This window comes from Winslowiella iniecta (assembly GCF_001267535.1).
GTDB lineage: Bacteria > Pseudomonadota > Gammaproteobacteria > Enterobacterales > Enterobacteriaceae > Erwinia > Erwinia iniecta.
The window spans coordinates 46,005-68,652 of record NZ_JRXE01000003.1 but is presented as its reverse complement, the minus strand read 5'-3'; the positions used below and the strand labels follow the sequence as shown (position 1 = coordinate 68,652).

Sequence of the window (22,648 nt, the reverse complement as noted above, 5' to 3'; positions counted from 1 at the left end):
TCAATTCTCATGACAATTTCGTCAATTAACTGTGATTAATTCAACTTATCCTGAGTCGGCAATAAACATTTATTATGCGCTAATTGATAATTTAAATATGAATGATTTTTAAATTAGATAATTAATGCTCAATTCGGATAACAATAACAGATGAAAAATCCAACCATCGTTAATGAATGTCACCCTCCGCCCGACAATGAGCTGGAGGAAATCTATGAGCGTGGTTACAACCTCTGGAATGACGGTTTTTTTGAACAAGCCACGGAATGTTTTGCTGAAGCTGCCATTTACCACCCACTGGAACGCCGCTTCCTGTTTGCTTTTGCTTGCGCACTTAAGCAACAAGGCGAGACCGAGCAAGCACTGAAACTCTTTATGCACTGCATTTTTCTCCAGGCCGATGAACCCTGGGCTTATTTTCATATCGCCGGTTGCCTTAATACGCTGGGCAATATCACCGAGGCCTGTGACGCACTGGAGTCCACGCTCACTTTATGCCGCTCGCTAAACAATGACGCCGCCAGTCACCACTGGCTCCATCAGCAGGCGAAAAGCCTGCTGGCTGATTTAAGCTATTAAACTTTTGGAGGTTTAATGTGTCCACGAAATGTTAGCACTGAAAATTTAAACCGCTTAGTTAGACGCCAGGATAGCGCGCATTCTCTCGCCAGTACTGTTTCGGGTACATCGTTAACCGCCACACTGGGGATGACGGCACCTGACAACTTTAATAGCCCTGATGCGGTTAACATATTTATTGATAATGTGGCTAAAAAAGCCAATGACTGCCTGGAGAAAGCAAAGCTACATGGCGTTGATGCGGCTGAGCGAACATTTTATAAACAGACATTGCTGCTATTGGCGACGGCGGCGTTATCCATACCTTCTGTGCTGGTGGCCGTATTTACCAACGGGATATTTGGTAAGATTTCAATGGGGGTAAATCTCGTTTGGGTTTGCTCAGCGGGGGCGGATGCCTGGTGTGCCTGGAGAAACTGGTCGGCGAAGGCGAGGGGTGAAAAAGGCTGGCCGATGGATGCCGATATGTTCGGTAACATTCTGTTTTATAGCGCGACGAAATATGGTTACTCTGAGACTTCTTCACAAAGTATTGCGATTGTCGGCAGTAATATTTATCGTTTTATCCGTGCCACGGTAACCGTTTTAAGCGGCAGGATTGTGCCCTTCGACACGCCGAAAAATCTTAAAATCTGGCACGAAGTGTGTAGTGATGTAAAAGTCGCCATCGAATTTGTGCTGTCTCTGGCCGAAGCGTCGGCGAATATTTCCAGTGTCAAAAGCGTCAAAAATGCCGAGTCAGCGCACGCCAACTTGCTTGAAGTGACCCGCCTGTTGAAGGAGCGAGTGGATAGTCTGGAAACCGCAGGGACGGCACAACTGGAAATCGTTATTGAGATAATGATTCATTATCTCAATAAGTTGCAGGCCATCGTTGATTGTTTGCCGCAGAAAAAGGCCGTGAGGCCGGTTGCGATTGAGGCAGATCAAGCGACCACCAGTAGTGTGTAAAAGCTCAACGGGTGGAGCAGGTGGCCGCTTTTGCGGCCACGGTTATGCTCAGGAAACCAGATCGCGGGCGTAATCAAACAGCGCTTTTAGCTGCGCCATTTTATCGTTATCGCCTTCATACAAATTAAACAACGACTCCAGTTCCAGCACATAACGTTGTACCCGTTCCGGGTTCAACGCTTCACGACGGTGTTGCAGCCAGCGCTGCTGTTCAGCATCATCCAGCGTGCCGGGGAAGTTACGTGCCCGATAACGGAACAGCAACTGCTTAATACGCGAGTCGTTAAAGGTCAAATCCAGCGCCGGTAAATTTGACGAATCCGTCTGCAAAATAATATTCATTGCCGACCGGTCGGCATCACTGAAGAAGCCATCATACAGCCGGGCATCAACATCATCGACGGCGGCAAAAGGTTCTGCTTCGGCAAACAGCGTGACCACTTTTTCGCGGATCTCCGGGTGCTGACGCAGCAGTGCCAGATTCGCCAGACAGCGCTGACGGTCAATGCCAATGCGCTGCGCATCTTCCGGTCGCAGGGTATTGGCCGGTGCCAGTACCGGACATTTATTAATATGTACCAGTTTAATCGGCACCGCCGCCGCGTCGCCCAGCTGGTCGCGTGGCGTGTACAGCCGTTCACGTAGTGCATCAGCATCCAGCTCCAGCAGCGGCGACATATCACCGGCGAGATCGCAGGTAATCAGCGCATTGCGGTTATCCGGGTGCCAGGCAAGGGGGGCGATCCAGCTGGTATTGCCGCGAAATGCGCCAAACATCCCGGAAATATGCACCAGTGGCTTCATTTGTGGAATATCCACCAGCGTGGTGATTTTCTGTTTGCTGCGATGGCTGAACAGATAGTCATACAGCTTTGGCTGCTGCTGTTTAACCAGTTTTGCCATGGCAATAGTGGCGTAAACGTCTGACATTGCATCGTGCGCATTGGCGTGTTCGACACCGTTGGCTTTGGTCAGATGCTCAAGGCGGAAGCTCGGCATACCATCATTGTTTTCCGGCCAGTTAATCCCTTCCGGGCGCAGTGCATAGCAAGCACGCATCACATCCAGCAGATCCCAGCGCGTATTGCCGTTTTGCCAGCTCCAGCCATAGGGATCGTAGAAGTTGCGATAGAAGATATTGCGCGTGACTTCATCATCGAAGCGCACATTGTTGTAGCCCACTATGCAGGTGTTGGGTTCGCTGAACAGGGCGTGAATACGGCGGGCAAACTCGGCTTCGCTGACGCCGCGTGCTTTCGCCTGCTGCGGCGTGATGCCGGTAATCATCACCGCTTCCGGCTGCGGCAGATAGTCGTCAGCGGGCTGGCAATAAAACACTTCCGGTTCACCAATAATATTGAAATCCATATCGGTGCGTACGCCAGCAAACTGCGCCGGACGGTCCAGTGACGGACTTTTTCCAAAGGTTTCATAATCATGGAAGAGAAAGGTTGGCTGACTGGCTGGCTGTTTCACGGTAAATGTCCCTGTCACAAAATGAGCTGGCACGCAGAGGCTGCGCGCGCATACTACAGGGTAAACCATTTTGTCGGGTGGCTAAAGGGCTGAGGCATTTAGCTGATTAAGCCGAATCCTCCCCTCTATTTTTTCCGCTTTCTGCCGATAACCTCTGACAGTGATTTCAGGCACGCCAGCCCGTACCGCAAGCCGCGCTCTGCTTTGGATATCGCGATAAGTCCACCTGTAAAAATGAGTATTCAGAGGAAAAAATGGATAACTTTCAGAAAGATATCGATGACAGAGCGAATCTCACCCTCTCCAATAAATTTGAAATGCTGTTGTTCCGGCTGGGAGCGGCGGCTGAGGGCGAAAAACCCGAGCTGTTTGGTATCAATGTGTTTAAGCTGCGCGAAATTGTGCCGATGACCACCATTACCAAAGCGGCCGGGATGAAGTCACCCTTGCTGGGGATGGCAAATATCCGGGGGCAGATTATCCCGGTTATTGATCTCGCCGCCGTTGCCGGTTGTACGCCGGGTTCCGGTCTGAAGCTGCTGCTGGTCACCGAATACGCCCGTAATACTCAGGCGTTTGCCGTCGAGTCGGTGGATAATATTGTGCGGCTTGACTGGAGCCAGGTGCATGCTGCGGATGCTGGTGTCAGCAATCGTAATGTCACCAGTATTGCGCTACTAAATAATGAAGAAAACCGCAATGAAATGGCGCTGGTGCTGGATGTTGAGCAGATCCTGTATGACATTATTCCGTCGGCGCGCAATGTGAAGAGCGAACCGGTCGCCGTGCGCAGCTTCAACCTCAAGCCCGGTGCGCTGGCGATTGTGGCGGAAGATTCGAAGGTGGCGCGATCAATGCTGGAGCAGGGACTGAAAGAGATGGGCATTCCGGCGCTGATGTTTAATACCGGTCTGGAAGCCTGGGAGAAAATCAAGCTGATGGCCGACGAGGCGAAAGCGGCGGGGCAGTCGATCCACGACAAAATCTCGCTGGTACTGACCGACCTGGAAATGCCGGAGATGGATGGTTTTACTCTGACGCGCAATATTAAATCCGATCACCGGCTGAAAAATATTCCGGTGGTGATTCACTCTTCGCTCTCTGGCAGCGCCAATGAAGATCACGTGCGCAAGGTTGGTGCCAATGGCTATGTGGCAAAGTTTGAGGTGAATGAGTTATCACAGGTGATCCATCAGGTACTGGAAGAGGCAGCTCAGCCGTAAAGGTAAAGGGCCGAAGGCATGCATTCAGGCTGAATTGATTCAGCCTGAAGAGATAAATAGTTCGCAAGCGAACTATGAAGTGTTACAATGATCACGTTTTTATGCAACATAACAGTTTCGTTTGCATAAGGCGTTCGGTCAGGGGTGAACAGCGTTGACGCCCGACGGATAAAAACCCGGCAAATCAGTCAATAGCTTTTATACTTTCGGCAGCGGTGATTTACCGTTGCTGCTCAGCACGATGCAGATGATCAGCGGGTGACTTTTCTCCGGCTCAGGTGGTCGGGAAAAATTGTTGAAGTATTAACTAAAAAAATCGAACCATTCCAGTGAACAAAAAAACCTCTGCTTTTATTTTGACGCCGTTGTTGATGATGCAACCGCTCGCGCTCAGTTACGCTCAGACTTCAGTTTCCGGTGTCAGCCATGATTCTGTCACCGCGCAGGATTCCACGCTAATGGTGGTTAAGCAACGCAGTGGTTTATCCGAACTGGATACGCCGGCTGCCGTCAGCGTGGTCGAAGGGCAGCAGCTGCGCAACAGTAAACCGCAAGTTAACCTGTCAGAAAGCCTTGGCAGCGTTCCTGGTCTACAGATTCAGAACCGCCAGAACTACGCACAGGATTTGCAAATGTCGGTGCGCGGCTTTGGCAGTCGTTCAATGTATGGCGTGCGCGGCGTGCGTATTTATGTCGATGGCATTCCGGCCACCATGCCGGACGGACAGGGTCAGACCTCGAATATCGATATTAACTCGATTGAAAAAGTCGAAGTGCTGCGCGGCCCTTATTCCGCACTGTATGGCAATGCCTCCGGTGGGGTGGTCAATATCGAAACCCAGACCGGTACTCAGCCGACCACGCTGGAAGCCGGGAGTTATTTTGGCAGTGACAATACCTGGCGTAACAGTGTCAAAGCGACCGGTGCAACCGGTGACGGCAGCCAGGCGGGCGACGTCAATTACGCGATCTCCGGTTCACGCTTTACCACCCACGGCTATCGCGATCACAGCGGTACGCAGAAGAGTCTCGGCAACGGTAAATTTGGTGTGCGTCTTGATGACGTCAGCACCCTGACGCTGCTGTTTAACAGTGTCTCGGTGGATGCTAACGATCCCGGCGGCCTGTCTGAAGCGGAATGGAAAGATAATCCACGCCAGTCGCCACGCGGCGATCAATACAATACCCGTAAATCCCTCGACCAGACCCAGTTTGGCCTGCGTTATCAGCGCGAAATCAGTGAAAACGACCAGCTGACGATGACCGCGTGGCACGGCGAGCGTCATACCACTCAGTATCAGTCGATCCCGATGGCTCCCCAGCTACGGCCAACCCATGCCGGTGGCGTAATCGTGCTGGAGAGAAAATATCAGGGAATTGATACGCGCTGGAAACACGAGGACAATCTCGGTTCGGTGCCGTTTAGCCTGATTGCGGGCCTCGATTATGAAACCATGACCGAACGCCGTCAGGGTTTTGAAAACTTTAATCTGAACAACGGTGTGCCGGAATATGGTGAGAAGGGGGCGCAGCGTCGTAATGAAAAAAATAAGATGTGGAACCTCGATCCTTATCTGCAAACCAGCTGGAGCCTGACGTCACAGTGGACGCTGGATGCCGGACTGCGCTACAGCACCGTCAACTTTGATTCCGAAGATTATTACATCACCAGTACCAATGGCGATGACAGCGGCAGCACGCGTTATCACAAATTACTGCCGATGGCTTCGATAAACTATGCTGTCACCCCGGCGTGGAATCTCTATTTCTCCGCGGGTCGCGGTTTTGAAACGCCGACCATTAACGAACTCTCCTACCGTTCGGACGGTCAGTCAGGGCTGAATATCGGACTGAAACCTTCCACCAGCGATACTTACGAACTGGGCAGTAAAACCCGTGTCGGTAACGGACTGGTGACGGCAGCGCTGTTTCAGACCAATACCGATAATGAACTGGTGGTGGCGGAAAGTGCCGGTGGGCGCACCAGTTATACCAATGCCGGTAAAACCCGTCGTCGCGGTGTTGAACTCGCGCTCGACCAGCAGTTCGCGCAGGACTGGCGGCTGAAAATGGCGTGGACTCTGCTCGACGCCACCTATCGTAATGAAACCTGTGCTGCCTCCTGCACCCCGGCGGGTAATCGCCTGCCAGGCATTGCGCGCAATATGGGTTACGCTTCAATGGAGTGGGCACCGGAAGAGGGCTTCCACGCCGGTGCGGATGTGCGTTACATGAGCGATATTCAGGTCGATGACCAGAACAGCGCCCAGGCACCGAGCTATACCGTGGTCGGCCTCAGTGGCGGTTACCGTCTGAACTGGCGCAGCAACTGGTCGCTGGATATGTTCACCCGGGTGGATAACCTGTTCGATCGTGAATATGTCGGCTCGGTGATCGTCAATGAAGGTAACGGTCGTTACTTCGAACCGGCACCGGGTCGAAATTATGGCGTGGGTGCCACGCTGAGCTATACCTTTGAGTAACATGCAAAACAGAATCCAGAAAAAGCCAGCCCCGGACAACAACACCAGGTGATGTCTGAAGGCGGGTTAGGAACACCCGAGTGGATATTGAGCAGTAATCGGGTGTTTTTGACGATTTAGCTTACGCTAAATCGACGCTCTTAAATTTCGGTAAGGTTAAACTATGAAAAATGGAACTTCGTTATCACGAATTCTGGTGATACTCACGGTGCTGTTCGCAGCCCTGAGCGGAGTATATTTGTTAGTGGGCGGCATCTGGCTGGCAAAACTGGGAGGCTCGCTGTACTACATCGTTGCGGGCCTGGTGATGCTGATCACTGCCTGGTTACTGTATCGTCGTCGCGCCACTGCGCTGCTGCTGTACGCTGTTTTCCTGTTGGCCACCACGATCTGGTCACTGTGGGAAGTCGGCTCTGATTTCTGGGCGCTGACTCCGCGTCTGGATGTGACCTTCTTCTTCGGCCTGTGGATTGCGCTGCCATTTATCTGGCGCGGCGTCGCCTCCAGCGGCAAGCTGCCGCGCGGTGCGCTGGCGGCTTCGCTGGTGTTCACCGTTATTGTGCTGGCTTACTCCGTGTTTAACGATCCGCAAGAGATCAACGGCACCCTGAGTCAGCAGCAGACGGCGGAAATTGAGAAAAACGCGCAGGGTATTCCTGATGCCGACTGGCCAGCTTATGGCCGTACCCAGGAAGGTACCCGTTACTCACCGCTGAAGCAGATTAACGACAAAAACGTTGGCGAGCTGAAAGAAGCCTGGACCTTCCGTACTGGCGATCTGAAAGGCCCGAACGATCCGGGCGAAATCACCGATGAAGTGACGCCAATCAAAATCCGTGACTCACTCTACCTGTGTACGCCTCACCAGAAGCTGATTGCGCTGGATGCGGCCACCGGTAAAGAGAAATGGCGTTTTGATCCGCAGATGAAAACTAACCCGACTTTCCAGCACGTCACCTGTCGTGGTGTTTCTTATCATGAAACGCCAGCAGTGGCGCAAGCTGAAGGTCAGGGCGCGAAACCGGCTATCTGTTCACGTCGCATCATTCTGCCGGTCAATGACGGCCACCTTTATGCGCTGGACGCAGAAACCGGTGAACGTTGTGCGGAGTTTGGTGATAACGGTGATGTGAATCTGCAAGCGAATATGCCGTTTGCCAAAGCGGGCGCTTATGAGCCGACTTCACCACCGGTAATCACCGATAAAGTGATTGTTATTGCTGGCGCGGTGACCGATAACTACTCAACCCGCGAGCCTTCCGGCGTCATCCGTGGTTTTGATGTGAATACCGGTAAACTGCTGTGGGCATTCGACACCGGCGCGAAAGATCCCAATAAAGTGCCAGGCGTTGATGAACACTACACGCCAAACTCGCCAAACTCATGGGCACCGGCGGCCTATGATGCGAATCTGGATCTGGTCTACCTGCCAATCGGCGTGGCAACGCCGGATATCTGGGGCGGTAACCGCACCCCGGAAATGGAGCGTTACGCGACCGGTATGCTGGCGCTGAATGCCACCACGGGCAAACTGGCGTGGTTCTATCAGACTGTGCATCACGATCTGTGGGATATGGATGTACCGGCACAGCCGACGCTGGCTGATATTACCGATAAGAACGGTAATAAAGTGCCGTCAATCTACATTCCGACCAAAACCGGTGACATCTTTGTGCTGGATCGTCGCGACGGTAAGCCTGTCACTCCGGCACCGGAAATGAAAGTACCGCAGGGCCCGGCGAAAGGTGACCGACTGTCGCCGACCCAGCCATACTCTGAGCTGTCATTCCGTCCGAAAGAGCATCTGAAGGGCAAAGATATGTGGGGCGCGACCATCTACGATCAGCTGATCTGTCGTGTGATGTTCCACAGCCTGCGTTATGAAGGTCCGTTCACACCGCCGTCCGAGCAGGGTACGCTGGTATTCCCGGGCAACCTCGGTATGTTCGAGTGGGGCGGTATTTCGGTGGATACTCACCGTCAGATTGCCGTGGCTAACCCAATGGCGCTGCCGTTTGTTTCCCGCCTGATCCCACGTGGTCCGGGTAACCCAATCGAGCCAGACGAGAACGACAAAGGCGGTACCGGTTCTGAATCCGGCATTCAGCCGCAGTACGGCGTGCCGTATGGCGTGACGCTGAACCCGTTCCTGTCGCCGCTGGGCTTCCCTTGTAAGCAACCTTCATGGGGCTACATTTCTGCGGTTGACCTGAAAACTAACGATATCGTGTGGAAAAAGCGCATCGGTACCGTTCGCGACAGCTCTCCGGTTCCCTTGCCGTTTAAAATGGGGATGCCAATGCTGGGTGCGCCAATCACCACTGCTGGTAACATCTTCTTTATTGCGGCAACGGCGGATAACTATCTGCGTGCCTTTAACGTTTCTAACGGTGAAAAACTGTGGGAAGCGCGTTTACCGGCAGGTGGCCAGGCGACACCAATGACCTATGAAGTTAACGGCAAGCAATATGTGCTGATTGCGGCCGGTGGCCATGGTTCATTTGGTACTAAGCTGGGTGACTATATTGTTGCTTACGCGCTGCCTGACCAGAAATAATCGCTAAGCGACAGCAGTATTAATCAACGCCCGGTGCTCTCACCGGGCGTTTTTTTTTGCCTGTCAGAGATGACAGCGATGAGCTTTTTATAATAGCTGTCTAAACCGGTACTCAGCTTATAGTACGTCGTTCTAAATAAACCAGGTGATGACATGGAAATCAATACTCCGGTAAGTGGGGGCAGCACATCGTTATATTCTTTCTCTGTCGCCAGACCCGTAATGAACAATTATCTGCATACTCTTAGCGCCTCACAGCGGGATAATATTATCCAGGATATCAACCATCCCGGGCTGTGGAGCACTGCGGCGATGGAAATGGTGCCATTTATTGCGCTTAATCTTCCCGACTGGCAAAATTTTTCGCTGCGTATTGAGGATGAGAACAATCATGAAATCCTGTTTTTGCCGGCGGCGTCGGGTGTTGCCGATAATCTGGTGGTGTTGCAGCAGCAGCAAAGCCCCTCGCATCAACGTTTCTTTCGGCCTTTAATCGCCGATTATTTCGAAGAAATAACCTCACCTGTGTATGGCGATCAATTGCTTATCGCGCTCTGTGCCGCCAGATATCATTCGATGCCACATCAAATTGGTAGCATGGAAGTCTTACGCTTTCGCCAGCAGTTGTCGGCACTGCTGGCGGACGATGAACCCTGCCAGTATTATATTAATCAGCATTTCCGGCACTGGATGCCGGGGCCGGTGGTAACGGATTTTCCTTATCAGGGCAATAATGATCCCTTTGAACAAAACCTGCCGCAGATGGGATTTACTGTACGTGCCAGAGGGGAGGACACCCATCGGCAAATGCCGCAGCTTCGTGAAGCGCTGCGGCTGTTTGACGACTGTTTATGGCATATGCTGGTTAATATCAGCCACGACAGTGCGCGTCTGAAAAAACTGCTTGCCCGCCAGCTGAATCTTGGACTGGCTCAGGTGAGCGAGGAGATGATTCAGGAAACCCGGGCGCATCTGGTGGAATACCAGCAGATGACCGCGCGCTATACAGAAGAGTATGGTAACCAGTTTATTCTCTCTTCGGCTAATGATTCCTGTCGCGGTGTGCTGGCTGAAGCCTTTCCTGACGATCCGCACAAACGGATTATTCTCACCAGCGGCATAACAAATTCTCCTTTTATCCAGATACTGCGCGCTATTCCCCATGAAATAAGCCATATGATGGATGGCGATAATCGTGCCGAAGACCTTTTCTATGTGCTGCATTATGGTATTGCGAATAACAGCACCACCACTGAAACCCTCTTATCCGATATATTGGAAGAGAACTCGCTGGCTTACACGCCACTTGGGTTCCGGGACTTAATTCTCTCTAATATTTTTGATTCCATCCAGTCTGGCAGCGCCAGACCGCCCCACCTGACGCTGGCGCAACATAGCCGGGTGTTTGAACGCGCCAAAGAAGCGATACTGGATGACGGCCAGTGGCAAGATTTCCTGCAGGAAATGCAGGAAAGTTATCAGGCTTCCGAATCCTGGCTGAATAACTTACGCAGCTCTGTTACCGATCACCAATTATGGGAATGCATCGCAGAGATAGCCGGGCTGGAATACCACACCCCGGCACAATTTTTGAGTGAGCTGGTCGCCGACCGGCGCAAATTACTCAAGGTGGTGCTCAGAAATGCTGATTCGTTAGTGTTGTTGGTGGTGGAATATCAAGCGGAATATATCCGGGAATACCTGCGGAACAATCATCGTCAGCTCGATCCGCAGCAGCGACTGGACAGCACTGAGATCTTATCGGATATGAGTTCGACCGAGGAGGCTTATTATGATGCATTAATCCATCCGGAAACCCTCACGCCATTTCAGTTTTTTCATGCGCTGGAAGATTTTGCGCTGGCATCGGCAACCTCTTCACTACAAATTTCCGCGGATACTCCCTGCAATATGATGGCCGGGCGTTTTATCCGTACTGCCGGACGGATGATCTCGCGCGCCATGGGGGCGCTGTTTCATCGTGGCGCCGTGATACCGCAATTAAGCCATACCCTTTACCTTGCCTCGCTGAAAAGATTGCTGGATTGCCATCACCTGACCCCGCAACAGGTGTTGAATATTATTTCACCGGATGATGACTCTTCGTCTTATGCCTTAAGCGACGCCATCGCGGATAATTTCTGGCGTGACGGCAAGTTACTGGCCTGGCAGCAGCTGATTCGCGACTGTTTCAGCCAGCTGCCGCCGCATCTGCACGCGAGTTATCGCGCTGGTTTTACTTCCTCAGAACGCGGGCGGGGATTTTATCGCCAGATTGAATCGCAGCTTGCGGTGATTGAAAACGATCCTGCCCGTTATCCGGAGGTGATTAATACCCTTGCGGCGATGGTGCAGGACGGTCTGATACCCGCAAGTTATGAAGTGGCGATCAGCATTAACCGTTTGCGCACTGCTAACTTGCCGCCGGGTCGGCGATTAATTAACCTCGACACGTTATTAAAATATACTGATGAAAACCGGGTGCATATTTATAACGACTATCTTCTGCAACTTAACGAAGCCGATATGCTGGCGGGGATCGCGAATTTTTATGGCTGGTATGTGGTCAGTGAAAACAGTGAAGGTGATCCCGGGATTTTTATTGATCCACAGGGAAATGATATCAGCGCCGATCCACCACGATTAACTCATGATGAAACAGTGCTGGTGCTTGGACAGAATACACTGAGCTTATATCAGCAAACGGCGCAAGGCCCGGAGTTAATCATTGAGCAAACGGAGAGTGTTGATAATAACCTGGCATTACTCAAAGCAATGGAACAACTGAGTGGCTCTGGCGGACTGGTTGATGATAATGCCCTGATTCGCGGTTTTTTAACACGAATGAAATTGCGCCCGGCTGTCGCGCCTGACGATCATCACGCTTTGCAGCCAGCGCCTCAGGGAATGACGCAATTAGTGGATGTCGAAAAGATCAACAGCAATGCCAGGGCAATAAATGACATTCTCCATTATTACTTTTATCAAATGGCGCCTGAAGATATTCCGACGCTGGAGCCACGGCAATCCACGCCGCTAAAAAAGATGAAAGAAAATATCAACGAAATAACCGTATCGGAGAGGGGTGAAAATAATCAGCAAGATGTCAGTTCTATCTCTGCATATATTGAGGCGATTGAAAATAATCTGCGTAATATGCAACTTTGGCGCGGGGTCGATTCACGCTTAAACTATTTTCATCAGTTACCGCGCCAGTTCCATTCAATCCGTCAGCATATTTTAAACTTAAGGGCGGCAATTCCTGCGGGAAAAAAGACGAAAAACCGTCGCGATTCGATGCAAAAGATTAAACAGCTGGAAAAGAATACGCTGGCAGGGATGAGTCTTACCCTGAAAACCAAAGGGGAGATCCACTCCCTGATCAGTCAATGTAGTGACGGCAGGCCGCCAAGATCACAGCTGCGCTTGGCGAAAAAGCCGCAAAGTGGCCAGCGCAGTGACGCGGCGGGCGGCACACTGAGTCATATGTTTGCCAGCGCTCTGGAAATCATCAGCGGACCCGCCTTTAGCGAACAGCACTTCCGGCAATGTGAAGACCGTGATGTTGAGCAGAAGCAGCAATGGTTGCAGAACCGTGCACAGCGGGATGATATTCAGTTGCAGCTGCGTGAAAGGGTACGAATGGATACCCAACTGATGATTAAGCAGCTGGTCAATGCCGGGCAGCCGAACGGAGAGAAAAAACCACCAAAACGGCTGACGGTGCCGTATGGGCGTGGACCGGGTAGCAATGCCAGGGGAGCAGGCAATCAGACCAGTACTGATCAAGATAATGCAAAGAGTGAAAATGCCGTCCCGCAGGGATCCGCGCCCGTCTCAGAAGCGGCGTCAGCCGCGTTAAATCCGCAGTCGGGTCTGGCTGCGGAATCATCACAGCCGGTTAAGCAGCGGGTTTTTGTTTCCCCGGATGCTGCTGCGCAATCTGTGGCGGCAGCCAGCGCGGTGATACTGAATACGCAGAGTAGCGGAACGACCACGCTGATGCTGGCGCCTGGCACGGTTGTGCAGCAAGCCGATAGCGGGCGAAATATCTGGCATCATGCCCGTTCTCAGCCGCGCTCTTTTGCTGCCAACAGCGGTGACGCGAATATTATGACCTTCACGCAGATCATCCGGCGTAATAACCGCCCTCAGCAGCCACAATCTGAAAGATTTCGCACTCTGCGGCTGTCCACCCGGCGTCCGCCGGTCATTCCCTGCTACACCACCCGGCGCGAACCGACGTTGAGGATGCGCCGGCGGAACGACGCTCCTGCAGCGAATGAACCGCTCCGTCAGGATATTCTCAGCCATCGCCGTATGGTGGTCAGCGCCCAACGTAATCAGCTATTTACGGCCACTGGCGAGCGCACCTCTCAGCGACAACAGCTCGATCGCTATCTACAAAACCGCCGGACATTGGTCGATCTTTTGCAGCCGCAGGCGGAAACCAGCCGGCGGTTTAACCGCCGTGTGATGCAAAACGAAAGCTTGCACAGCGGCTACTACCAACGGAGTGAAGCGCAAAAGAGTAACACTAAAGATGACGGATAATCGCATAATCTCAGGAGTTCCATGGAACCAGTCGCTTCCGGCAGTCAGCAACCCGTGCGCGAGCCTCGCAGCCCGGCCAGCTCTCCCGTATTGCCGCCCGCAGGCAGTAACTATCTGCTCACACTCAGCGATCAACATTACGGTGGCATTATCAATGATATGGGTCATAACGGATTATGGAATATCGAAGTGATGGAACTGGCAGCGTTTATTGCGCTTAATCTTCCGGGCTGGCAGGGCGTGGCGCTGCGTATTGAGGATCAGCAGAGTAACCGCGTGCTGTTTTTACCGCCGCCAACCGGCGAGGCGAGTAGCGTTTTGGTGCTACGCCAGACGGTTAATCAGCATGAACAGATATTTTATACGCCCTTGCTGAGCGGCCACTTTGAGGCGATGGATGACGTGCCTTACGGCGACCATTTTATGCTGGCGTTATATACCGCCAGATATAATCTGATGCCCGATCAGGTCAGTAGTCTGGAAATTCTGCGCTTCCGCCAGTCTCTGGTCGAGACACTGCATCATGACGGCAACTGCCAGCACTATATCAACCGCTATTTCCACCACTGGGCACCAAGACCGTCGATCACTCATGCGCCTTATCGGGGGGCCAATGACGATTTTGAAACCCTGCTTCATGGGCAGGGATACAACCTGATAGCGCGCGGGAGTGATGTGCAACAGCAAATGCCGTTTATTCGCGAGGCGCTAAATCTGTTCGATAACAGCCTGTATAATATGCTGAGCACTGTTTCGCAAAACACGTCACGTATTTCGCACATTGTTGCCCGCCAGCTGGGCATTACACCACCTGAAGTCAGTGGCGAAATGCTGGAGCTGATCCACCAGCGTCTGACTCATTATTATCAGGTATGTCAGCGCTATCTTAACGAAGATTTTAATCAGTTTTTACTGTCGTCGCCGAATGAGCAACAACCGGGCGTCGACGCTGCCGCTTTTCCCGACGATCACCAACGTCGCATTGTGTTTACTACCCTGAACCAGCAAGCCAGCTTCGTGAAATTGCTGCAAACTGTCCCCCACGAAGTCAGCCATATGATGCCAGGCGTCCTGTCGACCGAAGATATGTTCTATTTAATCGGCTATGGCTTACCGAATGAATTAAGAACCACGGTCTCCGCCCTTAACGCAATGAGCGAAGAGCAGCATGAAACCTCATCCCTTGAGGGGCTGGCGGATCTGTTACTGTCAAAAATCTACGATGCCATTATGATGAAGACGCCAACGCCAGCCGGTATTAGCCGAATGCGTTTTCTGGAAATGCTGGAAAAAGCGAAAGGGGCGACGCTGGATGACGCCAGGTGGCGGGCATTTATGCAGCACCAGCAGCAGGAGTATGGTTTATCGCCTGCATGGTTAAGAGCCACCCGACGCGAGATCTTCAACGATCCGGTCTGGACGGTGATTGCCAATATCAGCGGTCTGACCTACCACAATCCGGCCCAGCTGCTGACCGAACTGCATGCTGACAAATTAGCGTTATTAAAAGTCATTCTGCAAAATGCGGATTCACTGGTGATGCTGGTGCTGGAATATGATGCTGATTATCTGGCGCAATATACCAAACTTAATGGCTACCAATTTATCCGGCGTGAATTATCGTCAGACAGTTTCGACACCGGGTCAGCCAGCAGTCTCACCGATGAACCCGATTATCGCTCACTGGCTCAGCCAGAAAGACTGACGCCGTTTCAGCTTCATCATGCGCTGGAGGATCTGGCGCAAGTTGCTACCACCCTGGCCAATACGTCCGGTGCCGGAATGAGTGACATGCTGTCGGTCAGCCCGTTTATTATCAACTATGGTCGGAACATTGGCAGTCGCCTCGGATATCTGGCTGCTCACCGCTCAGCACTTCCAGGTATCACCAGCACCTTGTACCTGACGACGCTGAGGAAAATGCTGGTGGAGCAGTTGCTGACGCCGTTGCAGATTTTGCGCATTATTTCGCCCCATGAGCGTGATTTCCACTGGAGTCTGAGTGATGCGGTTGCACACCGGATTGGGCAGGATGGCAAACTGATCGTCTGGCAACAGCTGGTCAGTGATTGCCTGAAACCTTTGCCGCGTGCACAGCGCCAGAGTTATCTGCATGAGTTTACCTCTTCCGCTGGCGGTCGCCGTTTTTTGCAACACATTGCGCATCAGCTACCCGGTCTGGTGAGCGGGGGTAACCGTGAGGTGATTGCCGCTTTGCAGAGGATGATCGCCGACGGGCTGATACCCGCCAGTTATCAAATTGCCATGGATATCAACCGACTATCGCCAAACTCACCAATTTTTCCGCCGCAGCCGGTCGTATCACCGGACATCTTTGCGCTATTAAATTATGTCAAAGAGTTTAGTCAGGTAATTAGCGATGAATACATTACCAGACTGAACGATGCCGAAATGTTAGCCGGACTGGCGACACAGCATGGCTGGTATGTGGTGGGCGAGGACGAAGAGGGGGAGGCACGTTATTTTTTTGATCCGCAAGGTCAAAGCATTCTCGCTCATCCGCCACTGCTCAGTGATAACCAACTTGTACTGGTGGTGCGAAATAATACGCTTAATCTGCTGCAACAAACCGCTGATGGGCCACGGGAAATGGCACAGGTCACCTGGCAACCGGGTAACAACGCTTCGTTGATTGCCGCCGCTCAGCAGATTGGCGGACATTCTCTCGCTCAGGCGCCATCGTTACTCAGCCAGCAATTTTTACGCCGTATGTCAGCCAGTAATATCGCGCTGTCGCCAGCAGCGCAAAGCAACCAGGCAGAGGGATTCTCTGCGTTAACCAATACCAGCAAAATTGAAAAAAACGCCGCACGGATTAATCAGCAACTGAATAAATATCATGCCGATATGACTGCCGATCACCATCGCTTTACCCAGCACGGCAAAAAGGCGCCGCTCAGGAAAATTAAACTGGCGCTGAGCGAGATTAACGGCAGTAAAAAAAGGGACGCTGACGACGCTGAACTGCAATCGATCTCATCGCATCTGGATGATATTGAAGAGAATCTGCAAGCGATGCAGCACTTTACCGGTGTTGACCGACGCCTGAGCTACTTCAACGCGCTGCCGCAGCATTTTCATTCGATCCGCCAGCATTCCTTAAATTTACGCTCGGAAAGCGGGCAGAATAAGCGCCACAAAACAGACCCGGTTAAACGTCAACTTAAACAGATTAGCAAAAGCACCCGCGAGGGAATGAGCTGCACTCTGAAAGCCAAAGGTAAAATTCACTCGTTATCGAGCGAGGCCAGTGAGGGTAAGCCGTCACGTTATCTGGCCAGTCTGCTACACCATCAGTCGTCTGAGAACCGCCGAGCCAGCGATGCTGCTGCTTTGCCCGGCAACTTCGCCAGCGTGTTTAGTGAAGGGCTTATGGCGCTGAGTCAGCCGGCATTCAGTGTGGCGCATCAGCAAGATTGTGTGATGCGCGATAGGTTACAACAGCAATCCTGGCAGGCGGGGCGCGATGTCCGCGATAGCCACCTACGTCACGCTGAGCACCAGATATATGACGTGAAACGTTTAAATTTTCAGCTGGAACAGGCACTGCTGGAGAGAAAGAGGCGGGCTGAGCGCGTGCAACGCCAGACGTTAATCGGCAGTCGCCACCGCGATGCAGTGCATAGTGATCCGCTATCAGAGGATGATGAAGCCAGTCCTGCCAGGCTGGAAGCCGGGCCTGAAGGGGTTGCGCAGCCTCCGTTGCAACTGGCCGCGCCACAGCACGAACTGCAATACAGTAAGGTAGCCCCAGTGACGCCGGGGATAGCAGAAAGTGCCGGAGTCTTACTCAATATTAACAGCAATTTCAGTGCCACCCAGCTGCTGGCGCCCGCCACCGTGACTCGACAGTCAGACAGGCCCGTTGTGCGTAACCCGGTCTGGACACGCCGTCCCGCTTACCCGGCCAACAGCGGCGCGGCGAACATCATGCACTTTGTTGATTTTATCCGGCGAAGTGATCGCGGCGCAGCCCATCCACAGATGCCGCTGGATAGTTTACATTTTTCATCGCGACGCCCCTTACGCGCTGTTGCCGGCAGTGACTGCCCGCCGTTATCTCAATCTGTACGCAGCCGCAGTCCGGCGGCCATCACGCCGGTTGATCCCGTGCGAGAGGTTCACCGCGATATGGTGGTGCATGCTCAGCGATCCTCAATGTTTTCTGCGGCAGCCGAGCCGACATTACAGCGTCAGCAGCTCGACAGACTGATTGAAGCCCGACGCCCGGCACCGATCATGCCGACGCGCAGACAAAGTGAAGCTGAAGAGGCATTACGCCAGCACCGGCGAATGGTGCGAATTGCGGTGCAACGTGAAGCGCTGGATCGTCGGGCGCAATCGGGTAAGAAGTGAGCCTGAAATTGATAAGACTATTAATACTTTCTTGCAATTAATTAACACAATCCGCTCTTCATTGCCGTACAACATCGGCCAGTTTATTGATGTGGCTAATTTGAGGATAAATCGTTGAAAAGGCGTCAGCTTGCAAGTGTTACTCTGTTTTTAGTATTGGTCTCCCAGGCGCATGCCGATGAGAACGCGATGCCTTTCCCGCTCACTCCGCCGACGATTGATGCGGCTTCCTGGGTACTGATGGACTCGACGACCGGGCAGATCCTTACCGAAGGCCATGCTGACGATCGTCGCAATCCTGCCAGCCTGACCAAGCTGATGACCGGCTATGTGGTTGATCGCGCGATTGATAATCACCATATCACGCGTGATGATAGGGTCACCGTCGGTCATGATGCCTGGGGCGCTGGCAACCCGGTGTTCAAAGGTTCATCGCTGATGTTTCTGAAACCCGGTGAAAAAGTGTCAGTCCGGGATCTCAGTCGCGGCGTGATTATCGACTCCGGTAACGACGCCTGCGTGGCGCTGGCGGACTATGTCGCCGGCAGTGAAGCCAACTTCGTTAAAATGATGAATGAATATGTCGGCAAACTTGGCCTGACCAATACCCACTTTGAAACGGTACATGGCCTTGATGCGCCGGGGCAATACACCACCGCGCGCGATCTGGCAAAACTTTCACGCGCCATCATTAAAGGCGAACCCGATTTTTATCAGATGTACAGTGAGAAATCACTGACCTGGAATGGTATCACGCAGCAGAACCGTAACGGCCTGCTGTGGGATAAAACTCTGCACGTTGACGGCCTGAAAACCGGTCATACTGAAAGCGCTGGTTTTAATATTATTGCCTCCAGCGTTGAGGGGCAGCGCCGTCTGATTGCGGTCATCATGGGCGGAAAAAGTCCGAAGGGGCGCGAAGAACAAGCGCGTAAGCTGCTGACCTGGGGTCAGAATAACTTTGATACCGTGCAGCTGTTCCACGCAGGCAAAGCCATCGGCCATGAAACCGTGTGGTACGGTAATCCGCATCAGGTGGATGTCGGCAGCGATAAAGATATTTATCTGTCACTGCCCCGTGATCAGCTAAAAAATATTAAGGCGAAATATGTCATTGAGCGGAAGGATCTGGAAGCGCCGCTGAAAGCCAATGAGCAGGTTGGTACTATCCAGTTGATCGATCACGATAAGCAGATTGCCAGTTATCCGCTGATGGCCTTGCAGCCGGTGGAGACCGCAGGTCTGTTTACCCGGATGCATGACTATCTCAAACTGAAATTCTGACCCCTGTGGGCGAGCACCAGTCTCGCCCGCTTGATTTGCCTTCCTTCATTTTCGCCGGTAAAAGTAAAGCATAAGCAGCAGGGTTAGCATTGTTATTGCCCTGACGTTGCGGAAATGGCGGCGTGATGTAAACAGCAGGAAAAACTGTCAGTAAAATAAGACTGGAGTCTGAGGTCTGGCCATCGCATGGGGTATGATATGCGGTGAGTTAACCATCAGGCACTGGAGGAGACCTTTGCGTCCCGATAAGCCCCTTTCGAAGATTGAGTTCAGCGTTTACCGCCACTACCGCATGGTGCATGGCGTGCGAATTGCGCTGGCATTTATCCTGACATTTTTGCTGGTGCGCGAACTGAATATTCCCGAAGGCAGCTGGCCGCTGATTACGCTGGTGGTGGTGATGGGGCCAATTTCGTCGTGGGGCACCGTGTTACCGCGCGCGGTGCAACGCATTGGTGGCACTATTTTTGGCTCGATATCCGGTCTGATCGCGCTGAAACTCGAACTGATTTCACTGCCGTGGATGCTGGTGTGGTGCGCCACCGTGATGTTTCTCTGTGGCTATCTGACGCTGGGGAAACACCCTTATATGGCGTTGCTGATCGGTATTACGCTGGCGGTAGTGTGTGGTGCGCCGGCGGGCGATATGGAAACGGCGTTATGGCGTGGCGGCGATGTGATTCTCGGTTCGCTGCTGGCGCTGTTGTTCAGCAGCATTTACCCGCAAAAAGCCTATACCCACTGGCGAATTAAGCTGTCGGACTCGCTGTCATCAATGGCGAAGCTGCATCAGGCGGGGCTTTCTCCTAACCTGGTTGAGCAGCCGCGGCTAACCAAACCGTTACAGCGGCTGCTGAGCGACGTGGTGAAAATGCGTGCGCTGCTGGAACCGGCCAGTAAAGAGACGCGGATACCGAAGTCGGTGCTGGACGCGATTCAGACCATTAACCGCAATATGTTCTGTACCCTCGAACTGCAAATCAATGCCTGGTGGTCGTCGCGCGAAAGCCATCTGATAATGCTGAATGCGCCGACGCTGCGTCGTACCCAGCAGATGACAGAAAATACGTTGCAGGCGCTCGCCGGGGCATTGCTGAATGGCGATACCCGTAAAGTGGCGGCGAACAGCGCTGAACTGGCAGAAATTTCGCAGGAGTTGCGGCAGTTAATCAGTGAGTCGAACGGCGATTACGGTATTGAAACGCCGATCCATGGCTATGTCTGGCTAAGCCTCGAACTGACGCGCCAGCTGGAAAGGCTGTCGGATTTGATCCGTCTGGCGATGCGTAAATAACCGTCTAAGCAACAACTTACTGCGTCGACAACCGGTTTCGCGTTAAGATAGCCATCAGTCCGAATTTGAATGTGAAAATTGCCATCGGTAATAGTGAGCCGCTAAGCTGAAGGCTACGACAATTACGCCTGTTTCTGCAGGCCCAATGAAGGGTGTCATCATGGAAAATGCAAAGCAATCTTTTCAGGACGTTCTGGAATTCGTCCGTATGTTCCGTCGTAAGAACAAACTGCAGCGTGAAATTCACGATAACGAAAAGAAAGTTCGTGACAACCAGAAGCGTGTACTGCTGCTCGACAACCTGAGCGAATACATCAAACCGGGCATGAGTATCGAAGCCATTCAGGAAATCATTGCCAGTATGCGCAGTGACTATGAAGATCGTGTTGATGACTACATCATCAAAAATGCCGACCTGTCCAAAGAGCGTCGCGAGCTGTCGAAGAAACTGAAAGCGATGGGCGAGCCAAAGCCTCAGGAATAATCCCGTAAGGGCGGCATTCTTGCCGCCCATGCCAGTTTTCGTCGCCCGTGCCGCTAACCGATATAGCGCGGTTTTTCCCGGCGAAATCCCAGTCCAATAATCCAGCCAAAAACCGTCGGCAGAAAAGGCAGACGCCTGACCAGTCGGGGTAGCGGGCTGGGCTTATTCTTATCTCTGTTCTTACCACTCATTTTTATCTGAATAAATTGTGTTGCGCAGGTCGGAAACTGGCGTCGCTTCTGCACTTTCTTCAGCTGCCGCACGCTCACCTTACCTTTACGCAATGGCAACGTCAGGAGATTAGCGGTAGCGACGGCATCCTGAATCGCCAGATTGACCCCGACACCGCCAATTGGTGACATGGCATGAGCCGCATCACCAATGCACAGCACGCCAGGAATCATCCATTGATCCAGCCGGTCAATGCGGATAATCAGCAGCTTTAGCTGTTGCCAGTCGCTCAGTTCCTCCAGCCGTTCGGCCGGGAAGGGCGACACCCCGGCAATCTGACTTTTCAGCGGCGCGAGACCGGCGGCCTTTATCGGCTCATACTGTCCTTTTCTAATCGAGTAGCCACACTGCCAGAAGTCGCCGCGATCGATGATAATAAAGTTTTGCTTTGGCCCTTTATGGCCCATGCTCCACTCGGGATCGTCGGGCTGTTTTGTCAGCTTAAACCACAGCACGTCACGCGGAGCGCCAAACGAGCGGGCGGTCAGACCGGCTTTTTGCCGCACCTGCGAGTGACGCCCGTCGGCACCGATCACCAGTTGCGCGCGGATTTCCGTTTTCTCGCCATTCGCCAACGCCCTGACGCCGCAAACCTTGTCATGCTGATAGATAAACTCGTCAAAGCGGGTGGATTGCAGCAGGGTAAATTCAGGCAGCAGCGAGGCTTTTGCCGCCAGAAAGTTGAGGAAATCCCACTGTGGCATAAAAGCGATAAAGCGACATTTCACCGGCAGCCGGGAAAAATCAGCAAGGGTGACTTCTTCACCCGCCACCTCTGCCTGTAATTTTTCGGCACGCTGATGGGGCAGGCTGAGCAGTTCCTCCAGTAATCCGAGCTGATGCATGATTTGCAGGGTCGAGGGGTGAATCGTATCGCCTCTGAAATCACGCAGAAAATCATCGTGTTTCTCAATCACCACCACCTTTACCCCCGCCCGGGCAAACAGATACCCGAGCATCATTCCGGCCGGGCCGCCGCCGACAATACAACAGTCGGTGGTTAACACTTTTGGTGCAGCGGGTTGCATACCTTCACTCCGTTAATCACTGCTCTTTATGATAATGGTTATCATTATCTTGTTGAGGAGTAAATGGAAGCATAGGCGTGATAGCGGAAGATAGCCATTATTGCCGCGCCGGAATAAACGTTGCGCC

Annotated in this window: 12 protein-coding genes; 10 read left to right on the top strand and 2 right to left on the bottom strand. The window is 52.6% G+C overall.

Going from position 1 to position 22,648, the window contains the following annotated elements; translation table 11 throughout:
* The first annotated feature begins 150 nt into the window (after positions 1–150).
* Both NG42_RS02600 and NG42_RS02595 read left to right on the top strand, forming a co-directional pair.
* A complete protein-coding gene (locus tag NG42_RS02600) occupies positions 151–579 on the top strand; it encodes a hypothetical protein (protein WP_053115891.1) in 429 nt (142 codons plus the stop codon).
* Positions 580–708: 129 nt separating this feature from the next.
* Positions 709–1,530, top strand: a complete 822-nt coding sequence (locus NG42_RS02595; RefSeq protein ID WP_052897519.1) for a hypothetical protein — start codon at positions 709–711, stop codon at positions 1,528–1,530.
* Between the two features lie 48 nt (positions 1,531–1,578).
* Here NG42_RS02595 and sbcB read toward each other — a convergent pair whose 3' ends face one another.
* A complete protein-coding gene (gene sbcB, locus NG42_RS02590) occupies positions 1,579–3,006 on the bottom strand; it encodes an exodeoxyribonuclease I (protein ID WP_052897517.1) in 1,428 nt (475 codons plus the stop codon).
* A gap of 254 nt (positions 3,007–3,260) precedes the next feature.
* Between sbcB and NG42_RS02585 the strand changes: the two genes are divergently transcribed.
* The 8 genes from NG42_RS02585 (at position 3,261) to NG42_RS02550 (ending at position 21,262) form a co-directional block, all read left to right on the top strand.
* Positions 3,261–4,229, top strand: coding sequence for a chemotaxis protein (locus NG42_RS02585; RefSeq protein WP_052897515.1), 969 nt, complete (start codon positions 3,261–3,263; stop codon positions 4,227–4,229).
* Between the two features lie 371 nt (positions 4,230–4,600).
* Positions 4,601–6,712: a TonB-dependent receptor PqqU gene (pqqU, locus tag NG42_RS02580; RefSeq protein WP_156322172.1), complete on the top strand. Its 2,112-nt coding sequence runs from the start codon at positions 4,601–4,603 to the stop codon at positions 6,710–6,712.
* Between the two features lie 163 nt (positions 6,713–6,875).
* The gene (locus tag NG42_RS02575; RefSeq protein ID WP_052897510.1) at positions 6,876–9,269 is read left to right on the top strand and encodes a glucose/quinate/shikimate family membrane-bound PQQ-dependent dehydrogenase; all 2,394 of its coding nucleotides are present in this window, start codon (positions 6,876–6,878) and stop codon (positions 9,267–9,269) included.
* A gap of 153 nt (positions 9,270–9,422) precedes the next feature.
* Positions 9,423–13,823: a hypothetical protein gene (locus tag NG42_RS02570; RefSeq protein WP_156322174.1), complete on the top strand. Its 4,401-nt coding sequence runs from the start codon at positions 9,423–9,425 to the stop codon at positions 13,821–13,823.
* 21 nt (positions 13,824–13,844) lie between these two features.
* Positions 13,845–18,200, top strand: coding sequence for a hypothetical protein (locus tag NG42_RS02565; protein WP_052897506.1), 4,356 nt, complete (start codon positions 13,845–13,847; stop codon positions 18,198–18,200).
* Positions 18,201–18,314: 114 nt separating this feature from the next.
* Positions 18,315–19,484, top strand: a complete 1,170-nt coding sequence (dacD, locus tag NG42_RS02560; RefSeq protein WP_052897504.1) for a serine-type D-Ala-D-Ala carboxypeptidase DacD — start codon at positions 18,315–18,317, stop codon at positions 19,482–19,484.
* 235 nt (positions 19,485–19,719) lie between these two features.
* Positions 19,720–20,778 (top strand): FUSC family protein, encoded by a 1,059-nt coding sequence (locus NG42_RS02555; RefSeq protein ID WP_052897502.1) that lies wholly within the window; start codon positions 19,720–19,722, stop codon positions 20,776–20,778.
* A gap of 160 nt (positions 20,779–20,938) precedes the next feature.
* Positions 20,939–21,262: a DUF496 family protein gene (locus NG42_RS02550; protein WP_052897500.1), complete on the top strand. Its 324-nt coding sequence runs from the start codon at positions 20,939–20,941 to the stop codon at positions 21,260–21,262.
* 53 nt (positions 21,263–21,315) lie between these two features.
* Here the strand turns inward: NG42_RS02550 and NG42_RS02545 are convergent, their stop codons facing one another.
* A complete protein-coding gene (locus NG42_RS02545; RefSeq protein ID WP_052897499.1) occupies positions 21,316–22,521 on the bottom strand; it encodes an FAD-dependent oxidoreductase in 1,206 nt (401 codons plus the stop codon).
* Positions 22,522–22,648: the final 127 nt, after the last annotated feature.